General features: G+C 59.4%; 23 protein-coding genes and 1 tRNA gene. 7 read left to right on the top strand and 17 right to left on the bottom strand.

Annotation, left to right across the window (positions count from 1 at the left end):
• Positions 1 to 9 precede the first annotated feature (9 nt).
• From HYN24_RS03275 to HYN24_RS03235, 9 genes are all read right to left on the bottom strand, one after another.
• The gene (locus HYN24_RS03275; RefSeq protein WP_240327719.1) at positions 10 to 519 is read right to left on the bottom strand and encodes a FixH family protein; all 510 of its coding nucleotides are present in this window, start codon (positions 517 to 519) and stop codon (positions 10 to 12) included.
• 13 nt (positions 520 to 532) lie between these two features.
• The gene (gene ccoG / locus HYN24_RS03270) at positions 533 to 1,954 is read right to left on the bottom strand and encodes a cytochrome c oxidase accessory protein CcoG (RefSeq protein ID WP_117607942.1); all 1,422 of its coding nucleotides are present in this window, start codon (positions 1,952 to 1,954) and stop codon (positions 533 to 535) included.
• A 130-nt stretch (positions 1,955 to 2,084) separates the two neighbouring features.
• Positions 2,085 to 2,984, bottom strand: a complete 900-nt coding sequence (gene ccoP, locus HYN24_RS03265) for a cytochrome-c oxidase, cbb3-type subunit III (protein WP_117607941.1) — start codon at positions 2,982 to 2,984, stop codon at positions 2,085 to 2,087.
• Positions 2,985 to 2,998: 14 nt separating this feature from the next.
• Positions 2,999 to 3,175: a cbb3-type cytochrome c oxidase subunit 3 gene (locus HYN24_RS03260; RefSeq protein WP_117607940.1), complete on the bottom strand. Its 177-nt coding sequence runs from the start codon at positions 3,173 to 3,175 to the stop codon at positions 2,999 to 3,001.
• A 5-nt stretch (positions 3,176 to 3,180) separates the two neighbouring features.
• On the bottom strand, positions 3,181 to 3,813 hold the full coding sequence (gene ccoO, locus HYN24_RS03255) for a cytochrome-c oxidase, cbb3-type subunit II (RefSeq protein WP_205421472.1): 633 nt from the start codon (positions 3,811 to 3,813) through the stop codon (positions 3,181 to 3,183).
• A gap of 19 nt (positions 3,814 to 3,832) precedes the next feature.
• Complete coding sequence (gene ccoN / locus HYN24_RS03250) at positions 3,833 to 5,257, bottom strand: cytochrome-c oxidase, cbb3-type subunit I (protein WP_117607938.1); 1,425 nt, start codon at positions 5,255 to 5,257, stop codon at positions 3,833 to 3,835.
• 292 nt (positions 5,258 to 5,549) lie between these two features.
• On the bottom strand, positions 5,550 to 5,756 hold the full coding sequence (gene ccoS, locus HYN24_RS03245) for a cbb3-type cytochrome oxidase assembly protein CcoS (protein ID WP_117607937.1): 207 nt from the start codon (positions 5,754 to 5,756) through the stop codon (positions 5,550 to 5,552).
• The gene (locus HYN24_RS03240; RefSeq protein ID WP_117607936.1) at positions 5,756 to 8,194 is read right to left on the bottom strand and encodes a heavy metal translocating P-type ATPase; all 2,439 of its coding nucleotides are present in this window, start codon (positions 8,192 to 8,194) and stop codon (positions 5,756 to 5,758) included. Before HYN24_RS03240 ends, ccoS begins: the two co-directional genes overlap by 1 nt.
• Positions 8,195 to 8,252: 58 nt before the next feature.
• A complete protein-coding gene (locus HYN24_RS03235) occupies positions 8,253 to 9,020 on the bottom strand; it encodes a 3-hydroxyacyl-CoA dehydrogenase (protein WP_117607935.1) in 768 nt (255 codons plus the stop codon).
• A gap of 138 nt (positions 9,021 to 9,158) precedes the next feature.
• On the opposite strand from HYN24_RS03235, the gene HYN24_RS03230 reads away from it, so the two are divergent.
• Positions 9,159 to 10,157, top strand: coding sequence for a diguanylate cyclase (locus HYN24_RS03230; RefSeq protein ID WP_117607934.1), 999 nt, complete (start codon positions 9,159 to 9,161; stop codon positions 10,155 to 10,157).
• A gap of 70 nt (positions 10,158 to 10,227) precedes the next feature.
• Here the strand turns inward: HYN24_RS03230 and HYN24_RS03225 are convergent.
• A tRNA-Thr gene (locus tag HYN24_RS03225) sits at positions 10,228 to 10,303 on the bottom strand.
• 160 nt (positions 10,304 to 10,463) lie between these two features.
• Between HYN24_RS03225 and murJ the strand changes: the two genes are divergently transcribed.
• Together murJ and HYN24_RS03215 are read left to right on the top strand one after the other, a co-directional pair.
• Complete coding sequence (murJ, locus tag HYN24_RS03220; protein WP_117607933.1) at positions 10,464 to 12,011, top strand: murein biosynthesis integral membrane protein MurJ; 1,548 nt, start codon at positions 10,464 to 10,466, stop codon at positions 12,009 to 12,011.
• A 14-nt stretch (positions 12,012 to 12,025) separates the two neighbouring features.
• On the top strand, positions 12,026 to 12,655 hold the full coding sequence (locus tag HYN24_RS03215; protein ID WP_117607932.1) for a YbhB/YbcL family Raf kinase inhibitor-like protein: 630 nt from the start codon (positions 12,026 to 12,028) through the stop codon (positions 12,653 to 12,655).
• Between the two features lie 91 nt (positions 12,656 to 12,746).
• On the opposite strand, the gene HYN24_RS03210 is transcribed toward HYN24_RS03215, so the two are convergent.
• Both HYN24_RS03210 and HYN24_RS03205 read right to left on the bottom strand, forming a co-directional pair.
• The gene (locus HYN24_RS03210; protein WP_162888579.1) at positions 12,747 to 14,600 is read right to left on the bottom strand and encodes a TolC family outer membrane protein; all 1,854 of its coding nucleotides are present in this window, start codon (positions 14,598 to 14,600) and stop codon (positions 12,747 to 12,749) included.
• A gap of 238 nt (positions 14,601 to 14,838) precedes the next feature.
• The gene (locus HYN24_RS03205; RefSeq protein ID WP_117607930.1) at positions 14,839 to 16,155 is read right to left on the bottom strand and encodes a sigma-54-dependent Fis family transcriptional regulator; all 1,317 of its coding nucleotides are present in this window, start codon (positions 16,153 to 16,155) and stop codon (positions 14,839 to 14,841) included.
• Positions 16,156 to 16,427: 272 nt separating this feature from the next.
• Between HYN24_RS03205 and ccoG (HYN24_RS03200) the strand changes: the two genes are divergently transcribed.
• Positions 16,428 to 17,843 (top strand): cytochrome c oxidase accessory protein CcoG, encoded by a 1,416-nt coding sequence (ccoG, locus tag HYN24_RS03200; protein ID WP_117607929.1) that lies wholly within the window; start codon positions 16,428 to 16,430, stop codon positions 17,841 to 17,843.
• Between the two features lie 65 nt (positions 17,844 to 17,908).
• On the opposite strand, the gene HYN24_RS03195 is transcribed toward ccoG (HYN24_RS03200), so the two are convergent.
• Complete coding sequence (locus HYN24_RS03195; protein ID WP_117607928.1) at positions 17,909 to 18,949, bottom strand: C4-dicarboxylate ABC transporter; 1,041 nt, start codon at positions 18,947 to 18,949, stop codon at positions 17,909 to 17,911.
• Positions 18,950 to 19,083: 134 nt separating this feature from the next.
• On the opposite strand from HYN24_RS03195, the gene HYN24_RS03190 reads away from it, so the two are divergent.
• Genes HYN24_RS03190 through HYN24_RS03180 form a run of 3 tightly spaced genes read left to right on the top strand, consistent with a single transcriptional unit; the run spans position 19,084 to position 21,325 of the window.
• Positions 19,084 to 20,127 carry an inorganic phosphate transporter gene (locus HYN24_RS03190; RefSeq protein ID WP_117607927.1) on the top strand — a complete coding sequence of 348 codons (1,044 nt, stop codon included), beginning with the start codon at positions 19,084 to 19,086 and terminating at the stop codon, positions 20,125 to 20,127.
• Positions 20,124 to 20,768 carry a DUF47 domain-containing protein gene (locus HYN24_RS03185; RefSeq protein WP_117607926.1) on the top strand — a complete coding sequence of 215 codons (645 nt, stop codon included), beginning with the start codon at positions 20,124 to 20,126 and terminating at the stop codon, positions 20,766 to 20,768. Before HYN24_RS03190 ends, HYN24_RS03185 begins: the two co-directional genes overlap by 4 nt.
• A complete protein-coding gene (locus HYN24_RS03180; protein WP_117607925.1) occupies positions 20,768 to 21,325 on the top strand; it encodes a 1-acyl-sn-glycerol-3-phosphate acyltransferase in 558 nt (185 codons plus the stop codon). The genes HYN24_RS03185 and HYN24_RS03180 overlap by 1 nt, the downstream gene beginning before the upstream one ends.
• Positions 21,326 to 21,332: 7 nt before the next feature.
• Here HYN24_RS03180 and HYN24_RS03175 read toward each other — a convergent pair whose 3' ends face one another.
• Genes HYN24_RS03175 through HYN24_RS03160 form a run of 4 tightly spaced genes read right to left on the bottom strand, consistent with a single transcriptional unit; the run spans position 21,333 to position 23,714 of the window.
• Positions 21,333 to 21,548, bottom strand: coding sequence for an RNA-binding S4 domain-containing protein (locus tag HYN24_RS03175; protein WP_117607924.1), 216 nt, complete (start codon positions 21,546 to 21,548; stop codon positions 21,333 to 21,335).
• The gene (locus tag HYN24_RS03170) at positions 21,545 to 22,195 is read right to left on the bottom strand and encodes a lactate utilization protein C (protein ID WP_117607923.1); all 651 of its coding nucleotides are present in this window, start codon (positions 22,193 to 22,195) and stop codon (positions 21,545 to 21,547) included. The genes HYN24_RS03175 and HYN24_RS03170 overlap by 4 nt, the downstream gene beginning before the upstream one ends.
• Positions 22,192 to 23,148 carry a D-2-hydroxyacid dehydrogenase gene (locus HYN24_RS03165; RefSeq protein ID WP_117607922.1) on the bottom strand — a complete coding sequence of 319 codons (957 nt, stop codon included), beginning with the start codon at positions 23,146 to 23,148 and terminating at the stop codon, positions 22,192 to 22,194. The genes HYN24_RS03170 and HYN24_RS03165 overlap by 4 nt, the downstream gene beginning before the upstream one ends.
• The gene (locus HYN24_RS03160) at positions 23,148 to 23,714 is read right to left on the bottom strand and encodes an aldehyde dehydrogenase family protein (RefSeq protein WP_117607921.1); all 567 of its coding nucleotides are present in this window, start codon (positions 23,712 to 23,714) and stop codon (positions 23,148 to 23,150) included. Before HYN24_RS03160 ends, HYN24_RS03165 begins: the two co-directional genes overlap by 1 nt.
• Positions 23,715 to 23,829: the final 115 nt, after the last annotated feature.

Genomic DNA, 23,829 nt, shown 5'->3' with positions numbered 1-23,829 from the left:
ATAAATAAACTACTTTCCCGCCTTCGCCGTCAGGCGCAGGGGTTCCACCGAATCAGCCTGCCAATCGCCTTGAAGCCGCCATTGAGCAGCAGGATCCTCAATCGAAACAAGCCAACGCCCCGAGACTCCTGCAGACAGCTTGCCGCTGTAGAAGCCCTGTCCTTCCAATGTCATCTTGACCATCTGATCCTGGCCGGCGCGCGTCGGATGCACCAGCTTGAGGGTAATTTCCGATGGCAAACTGACCTCGCCATCGGCGCTCAACAGCAGGCGCATATTTTCGCCGGAACGCATGACATCACCATGCAAACCAAGACTACCGGCCTGGTGATCACGCTGCAGGCTCTGGTTAACGGCCAATCCCTGCTTGTAATAGTCATCAGTCACCAGCCCATCGTTACTAGCGACCGCCAGCCACAAGGTGATGAAACCGGCGACGATGACGATCCCTGGACCAGCCATCAGGAACCACGGCCAGCGCTCCTTGTACCAAGGTTGATTGTCGTTCTTCAGGGTCATTGCATTACTCATGTCAGGGCATCAGGAAGGAGGCCTTTTCGTGAACCGCAATCTTCTCGTGGTTCTGGGCCTTGATATCAAAATAAATGGTGTTCGCGCCCTTTTTGCCGGATTCGGGCGGGACGCGAACGACGATTGTCACTTCATGATTTTCCGCGCTGGCAACCTCGACGATACGATCCCCGACGATTTCCACGCCCTCCATACCCTCGACCGACAGCGCATAACGCTTGGGTTCCTCGGTCGTATTCATGATCTTGAGGTTGTAGACGTTTTCGATGCGCCCGTCGTCAGCCTCGCGGGCCAACAGGGAACGGTCGCGAATGACATCAACCTTGAGCGGTACGCGCACGGCCAGCGACCAGATAGCAGCGACGGTGATGGCCGTGAGAATGACGGTGTAAAGGATAATTCGCGGACGAACCAGATGGGCCAACACTTCCTTGGGCGAAAAGTGCTTTTCCAGGGCATTCTCGGTGGTGTAGCGGATAAGCCCGCGCGGCAGGCCAACCTTGTCCATGACCGGGTCACAGACATCAATACAGGCACCACAACCGATGCATTCGTATTGCTGCCCCTTGCGGATATCGATGCCTGTCGGGCAGACCACCACACAGAGACCGCAGTCGACACAGTCGCCCTGTCCCGCCGCCTTGGCATCGACCGCCTTCTTGCGGGCACCACGCGGTTCGCCACGCTCGGGGTCGTAGGTAATGATCAAGGTATCAGGGTCAAACATGACGCCCTGAAAGCGCGCATAGGGACACATGTACTTGCAGACCTGCTCGCGCAGGAAGCCAGCCTGCATGTAGCAGAAGCCCCCGTAGAAGAAGGTCCAGAACAGTTCCCAGCCGGAAAAGTCAAAAGGCAGTGCGGCGAGCAGTTCGCTGACCGGGGTGAAATAGGCGACCAGCGTAAACCCGGTCCACAACGAGATCACCAACCAGATCGCATGCTTCAGGGCTTTGAGACGGAATTTTCGTGCCGTCATCGGTCCATTGTCGAGCTTCAGGCGGGCCGACCGATCACCTTCGATGCGGTTTTCGACCCACATGAATATTTCGGTATATACAGTCTGTGGGCAGGCGTAGCCGCAGAAGAGGCGGCCGGCAATGGCAGTAAACAGGAACAGGGCGTAGGCCGAAATAATCAGCAGCAAGGCCAGGTAAAAGACGTCCTGCGGCCACAAGACCAGGCCAAACAGGTAGAACTTCCGTTCAACCAGATGCAGCAGGACAGCTTGACGGCCATTCCATTCCAGCCACGGCGAACAATAGAAAACTATCTGCGTGACCCAGACCAGGACCCAGCGCCAGCTATTCCACCACCCCTTGACGTCGCGGATGTAGACCTTCTTGTGCTTTTCGTAAAAAGACACCTCAGCCGGCGTTGCGGCGGAGTTGGCAGGAGGGTTGTTATCGGTGGATTCGGTCATGATCTTATCTGTATCGAAATCACGCTGCGCGGAAATTACCTGGCGCGTTGATCAACGCAATTTGGATACAAACCGGTATTTTGAGAAACAAAAGAAAAACGGGGCGGCTAAGCCGCCCCGTTTCAGCCAATTACTTGGCGCCTTGGCCCAGGCTGATCACGTACGCAGCCAGCAGGTGAACCTTGGCATCGCCGAGGAAGTCCTTCCAGGCGGGCATCTTGTTCTGACGGCCCTTGGTGATCGTTTCGGTGATGGTCGCTTCAGAAGAACCATACAGCCAGACCTTGTCGGTCAGGTTGGGGGCACCGACAGCAGCCATACCGTGGGCATCCATGCCGTGACAACCGACACAACCAGCCGAGGTGAAGGTTTCCTTACCCTTGGCAGCGCGGACGGCATCGTTCGGCAGACCGGACAGCGAGCGGACGAAGTTGGCCAGATCCTTGATCGAATCGGCACCCAGTTGCTCGTGCGGCGGCATGACGCCCATACGACCATTGGCAATGGTTTCCTTGATCTGTTCCGGCTCACCACCAAATTGCCAGTCGGAGTCGGTCAGGTTCGGGAAGCCCTTGGCACCACGGGCATCAGCACCGTGACACTGCATGCAGTAGGTCAGGAACAGGCGCTTGCCCATTTCCATGGCCTGCTTGTCGGCAGCAACCGCCTGGAGATCCATGGCCATGTACTTGTCGAACAGCGGCTTGACGGTGGCATCCATCTTTTCAACTTCAGCCTTGTGTTGACCACCAGACGTCCAGCCCAGCATGCCCTTGTTGTTACCCAGACCCGGATACAGGGCCAGATAGACAAAACCAAAGATGATGGTGATGATGAACATCCAGCTCCACCAACGCGGCATCGGATTGTTGTATTCCTCAAGGGTTTCATCCCAGACATGACCCATGGTCTTGCCCGGCGTGAAGGTTGCCTTGCTCTGCATGAAGAGAAGGATTGCGCAGGCAAGAATACTGCCCACCACAATCACAATCACGTACATGTTCCAGAATTCGCTAACGAAATCGCTCATTTGCTTTCCTTTTTTCAGCGAGGGCGCGAAGTATCGGACATCGCGCCCTGATCATCGTGTTCTGCGAACGGCAAGTTGGCAGCTTCCTCAAAGCCCTTCTGGCTGCTCTTGCTGTAAGCCCATCCGATGATTGCCAGGAAGCAAAGCAACCCGACAACCGTCACAATGGAACGCAGATCGTTGATGTCCATGGCTATTACTTGACGTTCTTCAATGCAGTACCCATGCCCTGCAGGTACGCAATCAGAACATCCATTTCGGTCTGTTCACCGATAGCAGCCTTGGCACCCTTGATTTCCTCTTCCGTATAGGTGGGGATACCGCGGGCGTTCGCATAAACGCGCATAATCTGCATCTTCTTCTCGATGTCAGCACCGACGGTGTCCTTGGCCTTGTTGCTTGCCAGGAAGGCAAATGCCGGCATGTTGGACTCGGGCACCACATCGCGAGGATTCATCAGGTGAGCGCGCTGCCATTCGTCAGAGTAACGGCCACCGACGCGATGCAGATCCGGACCGGTACGCTTCGAACCCCACTGGAACGGATGGTCATAGACATACTCGCCAGCGACGGAGTAATGGCCATAACGCTCGGTTTCAGCACGGAACGGACGAATCATCTGCGAGTGGCACAGGAAGCAGCCTTCGCGGATATAAACGTCACGACCGGCCAGACGAACGGCTTCGTAAGGTTTGACACCTTCAACCGGGGTCGTGGTCGACTTTTGGAAGAAGAGCGGAACGATTTCGAGCAGACCGCCCCAAATCACGGTTAGCAGCGTCAGGACGATGAGCAGGCCAACGCTTTTTTCAATATGCTCGTGCTTGATCATTATTATCTCCCCCTAATCAGGCGTGATGAGCGACAGGAACGTTCACCGTGGTATCAGCAGTCTTGCCGCCAGCCATGGTCTTGAACATGTTGTATGCCATGAGGAGCATGCCCGACAGGAACAGAACGCCACCCAGCCAGCGGATCGCCCAGAACGGGTAGGAACCCTTGACCGACTCGACGAAACTGTAAGCCAGCGTACCGTCAGCGTTAACCGCACGCCACATCAGGCCCTGCATCACACCGGCAATCCACATCGAAGCGATGTAAAGAACGGTGCCGATGGTAGCGATCCAGAAGTGGGTCGTGACCAGCTTGGTGCTATACATTTCGGTCTTGCCGAAGAGGCGCGGGATCAGGTAGTACATGGCACCGATCGACACCATGGCAACCCAGCCGAGAGCACCGGAGTGCACGTGACCGACGGTCCAGTCCGTGTAATGCGACAGGGCATTAACGGTCTTGATCGACATCATCGGGCCTTCGAACGTGGACATACCGTAGAAGGACAGCGAGGTGATCAGGAACTTCAGGATAGGATCGTCACGCAGCTTATTCCAGGCACCCGACAGGGTCATGATGCCGTTGATCATGCCACCCCAGGACGGAGCCAGCAGAATCAGGGAGAACACCATACCGACAGACTGGGTCCAGTCCGGCAGGGCGGTGTAGTGCAGGTGGTGCGGGCCCGCCCACATGTACGTGAAGATCAGCGCCCAGAAGTGGACGACCGACAGGCGATACGAATACACCGGACGACCAGCCTGCTTCGGTACGAAGTAGTACATGATGCCAAGGAAGCCAGCAGTCAGGAAGAAGCCCACGGCGTTGTGACCATACCACCACTGGATCATCGCGTCCTGGACACCAGCGTAAGCCGAGTAGGACTTGGTCAGCGAAACCGGCATGGCGGCGCTGTTCACCAGATGCAGCAGGGCAACGGTCAGAATCATGGCGCCGAAGAACCAGTTGGCGACATAAATATGCGACACCTTGCGCTTGGCGATGGTACCGAAGAAGACCAGAGCGTAAGACACCCAGACCAGCGTGATCAGGATATCGATCGGCCACTCCAGCTCGGCATATTCCTTACCGGAGGTGATACCCAGCGGCAAAGTGATGGCAGCGAGAAGAATGACGATTTGCCAGCCCCAGAAAGTAAAGGGAACCAGCGGACCGCCCCAAAGACGCGTACAGCAGGTGCGCTGAACGCACCAGTAAGACGTTGCGAACAAGGCGCAGCCACCAAACGCAAAAATAACCGCGTTGGTATGCAACGGACGCAGACGGCCAAAATGCAGGAAGCCAATATTCAGCTCCGGCCAGACCAGCTGCGCAGCAATGATGACACCGACCAGCATGCCAACAATGCCCCAGATGACGGTCATAACGGTGAATTGCCGTACGACCTTATCGTTATATGTGGTTTGCGTTCCAGACATGAACCCACCCTCTCGTAAAAAAAAAACGGAATGCCCACCTCCCTGAACCCAAGGGGACACATAGAAAGCGATGGTATTCTAGTTCAGGCTGAGCGTTTTGACCTAGATCAACCTACCGATTATCTAAGGGCAGTAGTTCAAAATATCTAGGCGAAGAAAAGGGCTGAAAAACGCAGACAAAAAAAGGGTGCGTCGTAACGCACCCCAACCCCAACAGAGAATTGCTGTGAAGCATCGCGCTCCACAATGGGGCCATTCTGCCAAGCGTCTATCCCGCTAACGTTGACACAGGTCAAACATTGTCGGGTTTGTTGGTATCCACGACCTCTCCGCCCGCCTTTGCCTGATTGCGCTTCAACGGATCCTCGTCCATCAGGACGCGAAAGCCCGGCCCTTCGAGATCATCGAACTGGCCGCTGCGGACCGACCACCAGAACGCAACGGCAATTCCGAAGACCAGAATGACCGATACCGGGATAAGCAGATAGACACTTTCCATCAATCGATCTCCAGGCGCTGAATGCGCAGTGAATTGAGGACCACCAGCAAAGAACTGGCCGACATGCCGATGCCGGCAATCCATGGCGTAACAAAACCGGCAATGGCCAGCGGCAGGGCAACGAAATTGTAGGCGAAGGACCACCAGAGATTCTGGCGGATCACGCGCAGGGTTTTTCTCGCCCGCCGCAAGCCGTAACGCAGATGATCCAGGTTTTCCGAGAGCAGGATGAAATCAGACTGGGTTCGTGCCAACTGTGCGCCACCGCCCATCGCCACCGACACCTGCGCCTGAGCGAGCACCGGGGCATCGTTGACGCCATCACCGAGCATCGCCACGATGGCGCCCGCCGATTGCAGGCCGGTTACGCAATCGTGCTTGCCCTGCGGGGTCACGCCGGCCCGAACATCGGCGATGCCGAGTTGGTCGGCCACGCGATGAGCTACCGCCGGAGCATCGCCGGTTAACAGAATTACCTGCTTTCCGGACGCCCGGAGTTCGGCGATCAGCGCCGCCGACTCCGGCCGCAGCTCATCACCAATCCGGAACAGCGCCAGGCAACCCGTTTCATCGGCCAGAGCAACGACGGTATCGCCGCTTTCCAGCCAGTCGCCGGCTGCCGCCGGCAAATTTTCTGCACTCAGCGCCAACGCATAGTCAGGTCGTCCGATCCGGCAACGACGTCCGTCGACCAGCGCCTCGATACCCTGACCCGGTTCGCTGATCACCGCCGATGTTTCCGGCAACTGGGCACCGGCCGCCTGGCGCAGCGCCGTCGCCACTGGATGCTCGGAAGCCTGCTCCAGAGCTGCCGCCATGGCCAGGCAGGCATCTCGATGCAACCCGGCAACCGGCAGTACATCAACGAGATGCATCTGTCCGGTAGTCAAGGTGCCTGTTTTGTCGAATACGAAATGGGTCGCCCGCGCCAGGGTTTCAATGGCATGACCGCGCGTCACCAGCAAGCCGTCCCGGGCCAGCGCACCTGCCGAAACGGTCAGCGCAATCGGCGTCGCCAGCGAAAGAGCACAGGGGCAGGTAACCACCAGCACCGAAACAGTGATCCACAAGGCTTTCGCCGGATCGACGAAATACCAGCCAACCGCCACAAGAATAGCCACCGCCAGCAGAACCGCGACAAAATAGCTGGCAATACGGTCAGCGAGCACGACAATTTTCGGCTTTTCGGCCGCCGCCCGCTCCATCAACTGGATAATGGCCGACAGGCGCGTCCCCTCGCCGACCTGCTCGACCTGGACGACGAGCGGACTCTCGGCATTGATCGAACCTCCGACCACCGTCTCGCCGGGCGACTTGGGAACCGGCTTGCTTTCGCCGGTCAGCAGGGCCTCATTGGCACAGCTGATGCCTTCAATAACCCGACCATCAGCCGGCACGATATCGCCGGCGCGAACCAAAATGTAATCGCCTTGGCGCAGGTCGGCGACGACACACTGCTCGGTATTGCGGTCCGCCGGAAACCGCGCCATCTTTTGGGCAAAAGCCGGCAGCAGCCGGGCCAGTGCCTCGGTCACGCTGACCGCCTTCTGGCGCGCCGTCATCTCCAGATAGCGGCCACCCAACAGGAAAAAGATAAACATCGTGACCGAGTCGAAATAGACTTCCCCGGCCTGGGCGAAGGTCGCCCAGCAACTGGCGACAAATGCCGCGCCGACCCCGAGGGCCACCGGCACATCCATGCCGACGCGACGCAGCTTGATGTCACGCCAGGCGTTACGGAAGAAAGGTGCCGAGGAATAGAAAATGACCGGCAGGGTCAGGAACAGGCTGGCCCAGCGCATCAGGCTTTCGATATCGGCCGTCATGTCGCCGTTGGCGATATAGACCGGATAGGCATACATCATCACCTGCATCATGCCAAAGCCGGCCACCCACAGGCGCCACATTGCCTCGCGCCGCTCCTTGCGGGAAATTTCCTCGTTCTTGGCGGCATCGTACGGATAGGCCCGATAGCCAATAGCCGCAACCGCACCGAGAATATCGGAGAGCTTGACGCGGCTTTCATCCCAGCGCACACGGGCCCGACGGGTCGTGTAATTGATATTGACCGCCGTCACCCCGGGCAAGCGGCCAAGGTGCTGCTCGTTGAGCCAGATACAGGCCGCGCAGGTAATACCCTCGAGCAACAGCGACGCCTCGCGCTCGTTTTGCCCCAACTCCTTGACAAAACTTTTTTGAAATTCGACATGGTCGTACATGACCAGCTGATCGAGAATCGCCGGCATGGCCTCGCGCGGCGATTCGGGCATGGCATCGCGACTACGGTAATACTCGGCTAGGCCGTTATCGACGATCGACTGCGCCACCGCCTGACAGCCAAAACAGCACATTGCCCGCGGCTCACTGCCAACCGTCACCGACAGATCGACATCTTCGGGAACAGGCAAACCACAGTGATAACAGGAAGCGGCGGGCATACAAATGAAAAAGGCACCGAAGTGCCTTTTGGGGTCAAGGACGGAGCCGAAGTATAGTTTATTTGACGCCCATCCGGATGGCACCATCCAGGCGAATCACTTCGCCATTGAGGTAGGCGTTTTCGGCAATGTGCCGGACCAGTGCGGCATACTCGGCCGGCTTGCCCATGCGCGTCGGGAACGGCACCATCTTGTTCAGCGAGTCCTGCACTTCCGGCGGCATGCCGAGCAGCATCGGCGTTTCCATGATGCCCGGTGCGATGGTCATGCAGCGGATGCCGCTGCGCGCCAGTTCGCGGGCAACCGGCAAGGTCAGGGCAACGATACCGCCCTTCGAGGCAGCGTATGCGGCCTGCCCAAGCTGACCTTCGTAGGCGGCGACAGAAGCAGTATTGACGATCACACCCCGCTCACCACCAGCGTCCGGCTCGTGCTTCATCATCGCATCAGCCGCCAGACGAATCATATTGAAGGTCCCGACCAGATTGATATTGATCACCCGGGCAAAGCTCTCCAGCTTATGCGGACCTTCCTTGCCCAGGACCTTCTCGGCCGGCGCTACGCCGGCACAATTCACCAGACCATGCAAGGCACCAAATTTCGCCATTGCCGTATTGATCGCGTTAAGTGCTGACGCCTCATTGGCCACGTCGGTCTCAACAAAGCAAGCATTCGCCCCAAGAGCCGCGGCCTGCGCCTCGCCTGCCTGACGATTGAGGTCAACCAGCACCACCTTCGCCCCGGCCTCGGCCAGAACACCTGCCGTTGCCGCCCCCAGCCCCGAACCCGCGCCGGTTACCAGAAAAACCTTGTCCTTGATCTGCATTGTCGCCATCTCCTGAATATTTGTCTTTTTCCATACCATACCGTATGGAAGGAAAACATATATTACCCCAGGTCAGCAACAAGGAAAACGTGTCCACCTACCCATTCCCCACACATGGCGGTGCTATGATCACGCAATATGCTGACGCACCAAGCCTATCCGACCATTTTCGATCCGGCCGCCTCTGGCCCCACGCGGCCCAGCGTCCTCGTCATCGACCCATCGGCCGCCAACCGTGCTCTCATCTGTGAATGCCTGCGCCAATTGCCAGACATTCAGACCGTAGCAACCGGCGATGGGGAGCAGGCTTTGCAGATATTTCGCGACGCCTGGCCGAGCCTGGTTCTCCTCGACATCACCCAGCAGCACACCAACGGCCTTGAACTGACCCAAAAAATCCGGGCCTGGGAACAATCCAGCCATGAAGCCGGGGTTTCGCGGTGGACGCCGATCGTCTTCCTTTCCTCGGTTACCGACGAAGACACATTGGCTCAAGGCATTCTGGCGGGCGGAGATGACTTCCTGAGCAAACCGGTCTCCGAGGTCGTCCTGCTCGCCAAGGTCCGCGCCATGCTGCGCATCTCCATCCGACAACAGGAAATCTGCGAGGTCCATCGACGCCTCAAGGAAATCGCCATTCTCGACGGGCTCACCGGCATTCCCAATCGGCGCCACTTCGATGACACCTTGCAGGTTGAGTGGAAGCGCTGCCTGCGCAATGAGACGCCCCTCAGCCTGATTCTCGGCGACATCGATTTCTTCAAACAATTCAACGACATATATGGCCATCAGGCGGGTGACTCCTGCCTCAAGGCGGTGGCCAACTCACTCAGCGAATCGATCTTTCGTGTCGAAGACACCCTGGCCCGCTACGGTGGCGAAGAGTTTGTCGCCATCCTGCCGGGCACCGATGCCGATGGCGCCCACGCGGTCGCAGAACGCATGCGCCAGTCGGCGCGCGACCTCTGCATCCCGCACGAACGGGGCGTTGATGGCCAGGTGTCATGCAGCTTCGGTGTCGCCAGTACGCTGCCCAGCGCCGAGAGCGGGCCGCAGCATTTGCTGAAAACGGCAGATAACAGCCTTTACGCGGCAAAAACAGCGGGCCGCAACCGGGTCATCCTCAACCTGGAGTAACCGCCGGGATTGCGCAGAGCCAATTCCACCCGAAAATGAAAAAGCCCACACGAGGTGGGCTAAATCAAGATGGTGCCGCTTGCCGGAATCGAACTGGCGACCTTTTCATTACGAATGAACTGCTCTACCAACTGAGCTAAAGCGGCAAACCAAGGCCGCGAATTGTACAGCAGCGAAACGGTACGGGCAACAAGGCGCGTGCGGAATTACGATTGCTCTACCGCGCCACGAGGCCAGCCCAATGCCATTTAGCGGCTTCCAGGCCAGTGCAGCGTAGAATTAGAGGTTTCAGCAATCCACAATCCAATGAATCTGCTGCGCGCACTGGCCACGGTCAGTGGCATGACCCTTCTCTCGAGAATTCTCGGCTTCGCCCGCGACTTCGTCATTGCCCGCTCTTTCGGTGCAGGGCTGGCTACCGATGCTTTTTTTGTCGCCTTCAAGCTGCCCAACCTGTTGCGGCGAATGTTTGCAGAGGGGGCTTTCTCCCAGGCTTTTGTCCCCATCCTTGGCGAATATAAAAACAAACGCAGCGAAGAGGACACCCGCACCCTGATTGACCACGTCGCCAGCCTGCTCTCGCTGGCGCTATTCGCCGTCACGGCGCTCGGCATCGCGACCGCCCCGCTACTGGTGTGGATTTCAGCTCCGGGCTTTGCCGCTGACGCCGGCAAGTTCGAACTGACTGTCTCGTTGACCCGCATCACCTTCCCCTACATTTTCTTCATGTCGCTGGTCGCCCTGTCGGGCGGCATCCTCAATAGCTGGAGCCGCTTCGCCCTGCCGGCATTCACCCCTGTCCTGCTCAACATCGCCATCATCGGCATGGCCCTTTTTGCCGCGCCATATTTTGATCCACCCGTCTTGGTGCTGGCCTGGGCCGTATTCCTCGGTGGCTTACTCCAGCTGGCGATCCAGATTCCGGCACTGCGGAAAATCGCCATGTTGCCCCGCCCGTCACTGAACTGGCGCGCCGCTTGGGCGGATCCCGGAGTGCGCCGGATAACGACACTGATGGCACCCGCCATCATCGGGGTATCGGTGTCGCAAATCAGCCTGCTCATCAACACCATTTTTGCCTCATTCCTGAAATCCGGCAGCGTCTCCTGGCTCTATTACGCCGACCGCCTGATGGAATTCCCTTCAGGGCTGCTCGGGGCGGCCCTTGGCACAATCCTGCTCCCCTCACTGTCCCGCTACCATGCCAGCAACAACACCGTTGAGTATTCGCGCCTGCTTGACTGGGGGCTGCGCCTGACGCTCCTGCTCGCAGCACCAGCCGCCCTCGCTCTGGCCATCCTTGCCGTACCACTGATCTCGGTACTTTTCTATCACGGCGCCTTTACTGCTGACGACGTCTTCCGCACCCGCGAAGCGCTGGTTGCCTATACCGTCGGGCTGACCGGCATGATTCTCGTGAAGGTCCTCGCCCCCGGCTTTTACGCCCGGCAGAACATCCGTACCCCGGTACGCATCGCGCTGATCTCCCTCGCCGCAACGCAAGCGATGAATCTCGCCTTTGTCGGCTGGCTGGACCACGCCGGCCTGGCACTGTCGATTGGCCTGGCGGCCTGCCTGAATGCACTTCTGCTCTATCGCGGACTGCGCCGTCTGGAAATCTACCAGCCGCGGGCCGGATGGCTTGTCTTCAGCAGCAAACTATTGCTGGCCTTGATAGCGATGGGTGCATCCCTGTGGTTTGGCATGGGCGAGGAAAAAAGCTGGTTGCAAAGCAGCTTTGTCGACCGGACAATTCATTTAGCTTGGCTGGTTCCGATCGGCGTCACTGCCTACTTCGCCACGCTGTGGATTCTCGGCTTCCGCCTGAATGACTTCAAACGTCAAGCTGCATAATCGGAAAGGTAAAGATGAAACTGACCAGCACTAGTTTTTCAGAGGGACAGGCAATTCCCGGGGATTTTTCTTTTTGCATACCTGATCCTGCCCATCACGTCTGCCTCGGCAAAAACATCAATCCCCACCTGGCCTGGAGCCATGCGCCTGCTGAGACAAAGTCCTTTGTAATCATCTGCCACGACCCGGATGTGCCCAGCCAAGGCGACGATGTCAATCAGGAAGGCCGAACGGTGCCCGCCTCACTGCCCCGCGTAGATTTTTTCCATTGGGTTCTTGTAGACCTTTCCGAAACAATCAATACGATCAATGAGGGCGCGTTCAGCCACGCAGTAACACCACGAGGCAAAGCCGGCCCACAGGCGATACAGGGTTGCCGGCAGGGCATCAACAATTACACCGACTGGTTCGCTGGGGACCATGACATGAACGGGGACTATTACGGTTATGACGGCCCCTGCCCCCCATGGAATGATGAAATCATCCATCACTACGTCTTTACGGTTTTCGCCCTCGATATTGAAACGCTGCCGATCGACGGAAAATTTGGCGGACCAGAAGTTCGCGCGGCCATGCAAGGACATATTTTGGCCGAGGCCAGCCTGACTGGTACCTATACGTTGAACCCCAGCCTGGCGACCTGACGCATCCTGACGACTAAACGCCAAAGGCCATGCGAAAGCATGGCCTTTGTTCTTTAAGCGCCGGTCAGCCGACCGGCCTTCCCGATCAGCGTTACTTGACCAGCCCCTTGCAGCCGCCGCTGTTGTTACCGGCACAAGGCACCGATGTCTCACGGTTGATCAGCCAATTGCCGTTGACCCGGATCATCTCCAGCGTCTTACGCGTCGTATCGTTGTAGCCCCGAGACTGATAATCCTGGTGGAAATCGGCAAACGCTCGATCAGCGCCGTCCATCCGGACTTTCATGTCCTGGATATCAACGTGAATGTCTCCACGCGCCGAGATACGGCCACGCCGCAACTGTGCCCAGTCCTCTCGGCTCAGGCCACCATCCGGCGTAAAGGTCGAGGCATAGAAGCTGCTGTAGGCAGCATAGTCACGCGCCGACCAGGCTGCAGCCCAGGACTTGACCCGCTCCTGAACCAGGGCATCGGCACCTTGTGGCACTACCGCAACGGGCGCGAGCGCCGGGCGGTTGGCACTGAGGGCAGCGGCCTTGGCATTGAGCACACCCCGATCGGGCAAACCAAGGTCGATCGCCTCACTTGGGCAGAGCTGGCTCGGATCAATGTTGGCGAGGTCGCGGCTATCCGGTTCGGCGTCGAGACGTTGCAGGCCGAGTTGTTCAAGCAGAGTACCCATACCGGCGTAGGTACGTAGGTAGGCGAGGGTCAGATCACTATCGGCATTGACATTCGAACGGCGAGCCGCAAGCAGTTCATTTTCGGTATCCAGCAGGTCTAGCAGCGTGCGCTGGCCAACATTGAACTGATCGCGGTAAGCGTCACGGGTCTTTTCGAGCAGCGCCACCTGGCGCGCCGTAAAGACGGTTTGCTCCTTGAGGCGAAGGACGTCGTTGTAAGCAATGAGAAGGGTTTGCCGGGTATCGCGGCAGGCCTTTTCACGCAGATCAAAGGCCAGATTCTTTTTCTCGACGGTTTGTTTGTCACGCGCACGGTCCGACCCGCCGTTGAAGAGGTTCCAGCTGACGACAAGTTCGGCCACGTTATAGTCGCGCTGACCGGTATCACCCAGATAGTTGCGGGTGTGGTCGGTGCGCGCCCGGAAATCAAGCTTCGGCGAATAGGCTCCCCGTCGGGCATAAACCTCATACTGGCTGGCTTCGATATTTTCCGTGGCGGCGAGCAGGGCCGGGTTTTTCCGGAGCAAGGTATCGACCGCTGCCTTGGCCTGCTCGGGGAAACCGGCATTGAGCTGACTGGGCGGCACGATGGCATCGGCTGGCTGATGGCGAATGAGTCGCTGGTAACGGGCGGCCACATCGTGCAGGTTGGCCGTTTCGGTAATCATGTTGATTTCGGCCAGGGCCAGTCGGCTGCCCGCCTGCTCAACATCGACGCGTCGACCGACACCGCTTTGCGTGCGCCGCTGGATCTGGTCGAAGGTAGCCTTGTGCTGGACGTAATTGTCCTTGGCCAGATCGACCAGATGGCGATAACGCAGAACATCAAGATAGGCGCGACCAGCTTCGAGCGCAACGGTCTCCGATGCTTCAAGAAGCTCGTAATAGCGAACGAGCCGTGCCTTGTCGAGGCGACGGACTTCGTTGCGCGTGGCGAAACCGTCAAAAATCATCTGGTTGAGGCTGAGCAGGTAGCCGCTGCGGGTGTAGTCGCGGCCTGCCGCTTTGGGCTGGCGCAAGCTTTCATGACCGCCCCCGGCAGTCAGGTCGACGCGCGGGAAATAGCCGCCCCGCGCCACGCCGGTTTCCTCTTCTGCCGCCCGATAGGCATGCCATTTCGAGGTCACTTCCGGGCTGTTGAGTACGGCGCTTTGCGCCACTTCCTTTAAGGTAACGGGCGCAGCAGGCTGGGATTGGGAAACCTGGCCGGCAACCGGAAATGCGGCGGAGACCAGCAATGAGACGATAGCTATATTTTTCATGGGCGAGTTCTTTATCAAGTCAGGAAGAGGGGGAATCCCTCCAGGCCAAAACCGGACCCCAAAAGACACAATTAATGCCATAGAGATAAGTGACGCCGATTATAGTAAATGTCCAAAAATTGATTGTAAGAATTGGTAAAGCCGCATCCGGAAGTGTCATCCACCCCGCCTCGCCTCAGCCAAAGCAAGGCCCCGGCAAGCCCCCCAGGGCCCAAGGTCCACCCTTCGCCACCAGCCCTTATTTCAGACCTTGAAACTTTCGATACAGGGTCCGTTGGCTAACCCCCAGACGAGCCGACAGCTGCCCCACGTCAAGGCCTTCGTGGCCTTTTGCCCAATCCAGATAACGCCGCTCCAGGGACGCCAGGGGAATAACTTGATCGACAAAAAAAACCTCATCATCCACTGAAAAATGAACCGGACAGGCATCGGCCATTTCATCCAGATGCGACCGATCAATCAGATCGCCATCGGCCAGCAGGGTGGCGCGCTCGATTAGGTTGCGCAACTCCCGGATGTTGCCCTCGTAACGGCGGCCGCTCAGCCAGGTCAGTGCCGCCGGCGTAAATTCCCGCCCGACCTTCCGGTCCACCCGCTCGAGGAGCGAAACGGCCAGCAGCCGTATGTCCTCGGCCCGCTCATGCAAGGCGGGCATGCGGATCGGGAAGGTGTTGATCCGGAAGTACAGGTCGCGCCGAAAGCTGTCGTCGCGAACCATGGCACGAAGATCGCGGTGTGTCGCAGCAACCAGCCGGAAATCCGCCGGCAGCCAATCAAGCCCGCCAACCCGCCGGTAAGTGCCGGTTTCCAGCAGGCGCAGCAACTTGACCTGCAAGGCAAGCGGCAACTCGCCGATCTCGTCGAGAAACAGGGTCCCTCCGGATGCCGCCTCGACCAGACCGAGCTTGCGGTGAGCCGCCCCGGTAAAGGCGCCTTTTTCATAGCCAAAAAGTTCGCTTTCGAACAACGTTTCGGTCATCCCGGCACAGTCAACCGCGACGAACGGACCATCTTCCCGGCCGCTGGCTTCGTGGATGGCACGGGCAACCAGTTCCTTGCCGGTTCCGGTTTCGCCAAGCAACAATACCGCAGCATCCGAATGCGCCACGCGCAGCACCTTCTCCAGCATGCCGATGAAAGCCGGCGAACGGCCAACCAGGCCTTGCGCCGCCGGCCGGCTGCTGGCCTGGCGAACGACCCGCATGGTTTCGACGAAATAGACGACACGGCCGTGTTCGTCCCGAATCGGCGTGGTTTCGACGGCCACATGCTCTTCTCCGCGCGGCGTGTGATGCAGATGAAGTACCCGCTGCGGCACACCGGAGTTCTGGCTCTGCTTCAGGGGACAGGATTCGCCAGCCTGGTCGCACGGAACATCGAAATGATGCGAGACTTCGTAGCATTTCCGCCCGACAATCGGCCGCTCACCACCGAAGTCACGAATATAGGCAGTGTTGGCTGCAACAATCCGGTAATCGGCATTCATCACGATCCGCGGTTCAGGCAAACCATCGAGAAAGGAAATCAACTCACCCAACGACTTAGCTCCACCCATGCCACCCCCGTCACCAATGTCAAATCAGACAGTCAATTTTGACACAGCTTGTCAAATGGCCGCTTGGTGTTATATATAAGCAAATGATTTTTAAGCAACTTGACACAAAAGTCGTGCAGGCACGTATCTTGATAGTAAATATGCCTGGAAACCGGCAATGACGGGCCTGTTGCGATTTTCCCCATCGCCCCGCAGGCTGGCTTGACGCAGCAACCCGTCAATATCGGTAACGCCGGTTTCCAACCCCATCTTCCATCCCGACGAAAACGCCAATGAATCAACCCAAGGAAAACCCGGAAGCAGCCAAACCCGCAGCGGTTTCTTTCTATGAAAAACACAAAATCATCTACGCCAAACGCGTGCGTGGCTTTTTTGACAACTGGCGGATCGCTCTAGTCCTGTTCACCCAGGTACTGTTCTATGGCGGCCTGTGGCTGACCTGGAATGACCGGCAGGCCATCCTGCTGCACTTGGTCGAACGCAAGTTCTACATTTTCGGGGTTGTTTTCTGGCCGCAGGATGTCATCTACCTGACCGCCCTGCTGATTGTCTCGGCCTACGGGCTATTCCTTGTGACGGCTATCGCCGGACGCCTTTTCTGCGGCTACGCCTGCCCGCAAACGGTCTATACACAGATTTTCATGTGGATCGAAAACTGGGTGGAAGGGGACCGTAATGCCCGCATCAAGCTCGACAACGGGCCGATGGATGCGCGAAAGCTCCGACTCAAAGTGACCAAGCACCTGCTTTGGGGCATCGTTGGCTTGTGGACCGGCTTTACGCTGGTGGGTTATTTCACGCCGGTCGAGGAACTGATCAACAACGTTCGCACCGGCCAGCTCGGCCCCTGGGAAACCTTCTGGATTTTCTTCTACGGCGGTTTCACGATCCTCATGGCAGGCTTCATGCGCGAGCAGGTGTGCAAGCACATGTGCCCGTATGCCCGCTTCCAGAGCGTGATGTTCGACCCCGACACCCTGATCATCACCTATGACGAGGAGCGCGGCGAGCCACGTGGTGCCCGCAAGAAAAATGCCGAACCGAGCGCCACCCGACTGGGCGACTGCGTCGATTGCAACCAGTGCGTCCAGGTCTGCCCGACCGGCATCGACATTCGCAAGGGCCTGCAGTACGAATGTATCGGCTGCGCCGCCTGCATCGATATCTGCGACCAGGTCATGGACAAGGTCGGCATGCCGCGCGGCCTCATCCGCTACTCGACCGAAAATGCCATGGCCCAGCATCTCGGCAAACAGGAAATTGTCGCCCACATCATCCGTCCGCGCATCCTTCTCTACACCGCCATCCTGATCTTCATTACCGGCCTGGCCTCGTGGTTCCTGATGAACCGGATACCGCTCAAGGTAGACATCATCCGCGACCGCTCTACACTCGCCCGCGAAGCCGACGATGGCCGTATCGAGAACGTCTTCATGCTGCAGATCATGAACACCGAGGAGCAGCCACATCGCTACAAGGTCACCGTAGACGGCCTGCCCGGCGCTGAAATATCCGGCAACGGCGAAGTTGACGTCCGGGCTGCCTCGCTGCAATCGTTCAATACCGTGGTCAGCGTCCCGCCTGAAGCCGGCAAGACCGGCTCGAACCCGATTCATTTTGAGATCGTTGCGCTCGATAACCCGGATATCAAAGTGCGCGAGAAAGCAGCCTTCCTGCTCCCCAGATAATTAACCGGGCAGTCGCCAAAAACGGGAGCCCGCCTCCCGTTTTTTTTCGCCCGGCCAATGGACACTCAGGGATGTGGCTGAAAGATGGCCCCACTAGCGACGCCGCGCAACGTCCGGTAGAGCGTGACTGACCAGAAGAAGCAGAGCAGTAGCCAGGCACCGACGCCAACCAACAAGGTACTACTCCAGCCAAGCACCTGAGTAAGCCGCAAGCTCTCGCCAACAAAAGCCCCGACCGGGAAGGTGAAGCCCCACCACGACAGGGCAAATGGCAACTGTCCGGCGCGCCGGGCGGCCAGCGTCAACAGGCAGGCCATGACCAACCACCATACCCCGAAGCCCCAGATCAGCAGCATCAACACCGTTGCTCCCTCGCGGGCTGCCGGGTAAGGCAACTGTTCGACGACATTGAGCAGACTGACCGGAATGACGCCAATCGGTGCCAGATGAATCCATATCGTTGGCGTCAGGATGCCCGCTGCTGGCTTGTGCAGATAATGCCGGTGCAGGGCCAGCCCGAACAACCCGATATACATCATGCTCCCCGCCCCCAGACCGACCACATTGATGGTGAGCGCCCACTCCCGCCATACACCATCAAGATGACCCAGGAGCGGACCGCCAGCCAGCGGCATGACGACCAGGCCAACCGCGGGAATGAAGTGAGCCGGCGTCACATGATCAAGACCAACCTGGTCGCCGCGAAAGATAATGAAAAGAACGACGAAACTGAACGTGAAATGCAGGATGACGCCGAGCCACCACAGCGTCATCGCCACCTCGACACAGGACGCAAAGGCGAGCCACTGCGCGGCGAGGACGAGCAACGCAATCGAGAAGGTCGGATAAAAATTGGCTTGCACCGGATGATGCAAGGTCTGCACTGCCGCCGAACGAAAAGACAGCCATCGATTTAGCCAGGGCACGGCGAGGAGCACGAAGAGCACGCTATTGAACCAATGCAGCGCTTCGGCAAGCACGGCCAGCACCGGCCAGCGCAGACCAAGGCTGCGCGTTGTCAAGGCCAGAACGCCAGTCCCCATCACCGCCGCAAACCAGCCGGGCGCAAAGCTCCGGGAAATGTCCGAAAAACCGGGATAACTCATGGCATCGCTTCTCAACTATAAGATCTCGCTAATTTTATCCGCTTGACCGCAGTATCGCCGCCGGCCGGCGATATACTGAGCCAAAATCACCAATAACAAACCGGAGACCGGGCCACTATCAAGCCCCTGCGCCCATGGATACCCTCTTCCTGCTCGCCGTTGTCACCGTCGCCATCGTTCTGATCTTCGATTACACCAACGGCTTTCACGATGCGGCCAATATCGTCGCCACCGTGATCGCTTCACGGGCCATGACCCCGGCTCAGGCGGTAATCATCGTTGGCGCATTCGAGTTTCTGGGGCCGCTGCTCGGAGGGACGGCGGTGGCCAACACCATCGGCAAGTTTGTCACCCTGGATGGCGTCGCCCCCATCCTCTCCCTGTCGATTCTGCTCTGCGGCCTGATCGGGGCCATCGTCTGGAACCTCGGCACCTGGTATTTCGGCATCCCCTCCTCATCATCGCATGCACTGGTTGGCGGCCTGATTGGCGCTGTCGCGGTTTCAGTCGGCGCCGACCATGTCGCCTGGGGCTTTGCCGAGCTGGCCGACGGGCATCTGACTGGCATCGTCAAAGTGCTGGCGGCACTGTTCCTCTCGCCGCTGATCGGATTCTGGGCGGGCTTTCTGGTGCACCGCCTGCTCAGCGCCCTGCTCGTCGCCGCCAAGCCGGCCGCCAACTCCCGACTGCGTGGCCTGCAATTCATTACCGCGGCCGGCCTGGCGTTCTCGCATGGTGCCAACGACGCCCAAAAGAGCATGGGCATCCTGACCCTGGTACTGCTCCTCGGTGGTTTCATTCCAAGCTTCGAAGTTCCCTTCTGGGTCATGCTCTCCTGCGCCACGGCAATCACCTTGGGCATCATGTCCGGGGGCTGGCGTATCGTCCGCACCCTCGGCTTCGCCATCTACCGGGTCCGGCCCATCCATGCGCTCGGCTCACAATTGACGTCAGCAGCCGTCATCATGGCCGCCTCGCTCGGCGGTGCGCCGGTATCGACCACCCACGTCGTCGCCACCTCGATCATGGGCATTGGCGCTTCTGAACGCCCCCGCGCCGTGCGCTGGTCGAAGGCCAAAGACATCGCCATTACCTGGCTGATCACCATTCCCGGATCGGCCATCGTGGCCATCCAGACCTACGCCCTGGTCCATCTTTTTCTGGGAGCAACACCATGAGCGAAGAAGCACGCCCATCCGTCTTCCGGCGCCTGTTTGACCGCGTTTTCCCGAAAATGCCAGACTTTTACGCCATGCTCACCGACCAATGCCAGCATGTCGCCCAGACTGCCTCGCTGCTCGTTGAGTTCATGGAGACAGGAGATCCGGCTATCGGCCAGCAGATTCGCCAGGATGAACATGAGGCAGACAGGGTCAAGGTGCACAACCTGCACACCCTGAACGAGGCCTTCTCGACACCAATCGACCGCGAGGATCTCTACCGGGCGATCATGGACCTCGACGAGATCGTCAATTACTGCAAGACGACAGTCAGCGAAATGGAAGTTCTTGGCCTGGCACCCGACAAGCGCTGCCTGGAAATGGCCATGCATATCAAGCTCGGCGCCGATGCACTGGCCCTCGGCTATTCGCGACTGGCCAAATCTCCCGCCCTGGCCGCTGGCGATGCCGACGCCGCACGCAAGGCAGAACGCCGGGTGGAAAAAAATTACCGCCGCGCCCTTGCCGAACTATTCGTCGGCGACGACTATATCCACATGTTCAAGCGCCGCGAAATCTACCGCCACCTGTCCAATGCCGCCGACCGCATGGCCAACTGCGCCAATACGCTGCACGACATTGTCGTCAAAATGTGCTGATGTTGAAAAATATCGCCCGCCGCCTCCTTGCCCTCTTCGGATGGCAGCTCATTGAACCGCCGCAGCGCCCGGCCCGGGCCGTACTGGTTGGCTACCCGCACACCTCGAACTGGGATGGAGTCCTCGCCCTGCTGGTCAAACTGGCGCTCGGTCTTGATGCGCACTGGGTGGGCAAGGACTCGCTATTCCGCTGGCCGCTGGGCGGGATGTTCCGACGACTCGGCGGCATTCCCATCGACCGCAGCGCCCGCAACGGCTTCGTCGCCACCATGGCGGGCCAATTCGCCGTCCGTCGCGAATTTCTCCTGGTCATCGCCCCGGAAGGGACACGCAGCCTGACCCAAGGCTGGAAAACCGGCTTTTACCGGATCGCCCTCGCCGCCGAGGTCCCCGTCGCTCTGGCCTTCGTCGATTACGCACGCCGGGAAGCCGGCATCCTCACCCACCTGACGATGACCGGCGACCCGGCCACCGATATTGCCGCCATCGCCGCCCACTATGAAGGGCGACAGGGGAAATACCCTGCCCTCGCCTCGCCGATCCGCTGGCTCGACTAAAGGCCGACTATTCGGCGACGAGCACCACTTCTTCGCCGGCGAAACTGACCACCTGCCCGGGGCGCATCTTTGCTCGCTTTCTGGTATCGACAACCGCATCGACCCTGACCCGCCCTTCGGCGATGGCGGCATGGGCTGCTCCGCCCGATTCACATAGGCCGGTGGCCTTGAGCAGCTGGTCAAGCTGGATGTACTCGCCACGCACGGCAAAGGTCACACTCACAATAGTTCCCCGATCAGGATCAGATGTACCCGGCACGGCCCGTGGGCGCCGAGGACAATGGTTTGTTCGATATCCCCGGTGCGCGATGGCCCGGAGATGAAATTGACGGCGCGCGGCAGAGTGCCGCGCTCAGCCTTGAGGAGCGCGTACGCATCCTCCATGGTCGCCACGATACGCGAAACAGCGACCAGTGCGATGTGCGTTTCCGGCAGCAGGCTCACCGTGGCAGGCGAATCCGGCCCGGAAAGCAACATCAACATGCCGGTCTCGGCGATGCCGCAAAAACAGCCGGAAATACCCGTCTTGTCGGCATCGACGGCGGGCCGCACGGCAACCCTGAGGGCGCTGTCGGCCCACGCCAGCCCCCCGACATCGGCCGTCGCCACCGCTTCGCCCGGCAACCCATTGGCCGCCAGATAGCGGGCCACGGCGGCCGGCGCTGCGGCCAGTGCAGGAACGGCCTCGACACTGCTCGACAGATATTCCGCCTTGCCCTGGAAACGACTCACGAGGTCGGCGCTCATCGCCGGCCGGGGGCCGCGCGGCAACGTTTGCATCGCGGCAACGGCGGCCTCCCGGCGCCCGACAAAATCATCTTTGCCGACGCCTCGCCGAACCCGCCCGAGGATATCGTCCCTGGCGCTCATGCCACCCGGTTCCGCGGTGCCCCGACGACGAAGGCTTCGATATTGTCGATCAACTGGTCAGCCAGTGTCTGCATGGCCGGCCGACTCGACCAGCCGACATGGGGGGTAAGGAGGAAGTTGGGCAGTGCCAGCAGGTCAGAATCGACCATCGGATGATCAGCCAGCGGCGGTTCGGCCGTGATGACATCAAAGCCGGCACCGGCGATCCAGCCCTCCTGCAAGGCTCTGATCAAGGCCCGTTCATCAACGATGCCCCCACGCGCCGTATTGATAAGCAGGGCAGTACGCTTCATGGCCCGCAACTCTGCCTCGCCGATCAGATTTTTCGTCGTCTCGGTCAGCGGACAGTGCAGGCTGATCGCATCGGCCTCAGCGAGCACCGCGGCAAATGATGTATAGCCCGGCCGCACCATCGCCGCACCCGGACGCTCTGCCCGCAACACCCGCATGCCGAAAGCCTCGGCCAACCGCGCCACGCCATTGCCCAGCGTGCCGCTACCGATCAGGCCGAGCGTCGCGCCATGCAGGTCGCGGATCGGGTGATCGAACAGACAGAACTGTTCGGCCTGCTGCCACCCCCCGGCCCGGAGCGTATCGCGCCAGGCTACGAGGTTGCGGGAAAGCGCCAGCAACAGGGCCATGGCATGCTCCGGCACCGTGCGCTCGGCATATCCACGGATATTCGAGACAACAATGCCGCGCGCCCGGCAAGTATCAAGATCGACGTTATTGGTCCCGGTCGCCGAGACAGCAATCATTTTGAGGTCGGGCAAGGCAGCCAGCGCCGCAGTGTCGATAGGCACCTTGTTGGTGATGGCAATCGTCGCCCCGGCAAGGCGCTCGACCACCTGGCCCGGCGCTGTTTTGGCGTGATCGACCCAGTCATGCGCGAAGGCTGGTCGCCGGACATTGGCGATCAGGGATTCGCTTTCAAGCTGGACGATGCGCAACATCAGGCAGTCTTCATTTCAAATGGCGTACCGGCCGCTTCGGCGATAGCGCCGACCTGAACGCCCAGCGAGGCCTGTCCGGCATAGACGAGACGATCTATGCCGCTGGCACACAAACCTGCGATGGCCGCCGTATCGCCCTGCATCAGGTTGAGCACCCCGGCCGGCCACTCGGCACGACCAGACAGTTCGCACAAGGCATAAACCGTGGCCGGCGCTTTCAGGCTCGGCTTGACGACCACAGTCGCCCCCGCCATGAGGGCCGGTGCGATTGCTTCGGCGAGGCCGGCCAGCGGCCGCGAGGCGTCGAGAACCAGTGCGAAAACACCAGTCTCACCAACCGCAGCACCCCGCAGGGCAGCCACGGCGTCGACGACCTCGGCGGTCGCGTGGGCTTCGTCGAAACCACACTCCTTGCTCAACATCTTGGCGAAGTGCCCGGTGTAGCGGTCAAGCGCATCAGCCAGGCCAGACAGACAGACCCGCCGCGCCAGGAGACCCATCATCGCCCAGGCCGGCTGCGCCGCCTGCGCTGCGCTGACAGCCTCAGCTGCCTCACTGGCCCACACAAGGGCACGCGATAAATGGCCTCACCGGTTGCCGGATTAGTCACATCGTAAAAAGCATCGGTCACGGTCAGAAAGGCATGACCGTTGACCCACAACGGAATGGCCTTCGGGCCTT

This window comes from Dechloromonas sp. HYN0024 (assembly GCF_003441615.1).
Lineage (GTDB): Bacteria > Pseudomonadota > Gammaproteobacteria > Burkholderiales > Rhodocyclaceae > Azonexus.
This window is presented reverse-complemented; position numbering and strand designations above follow the sequence as displayed.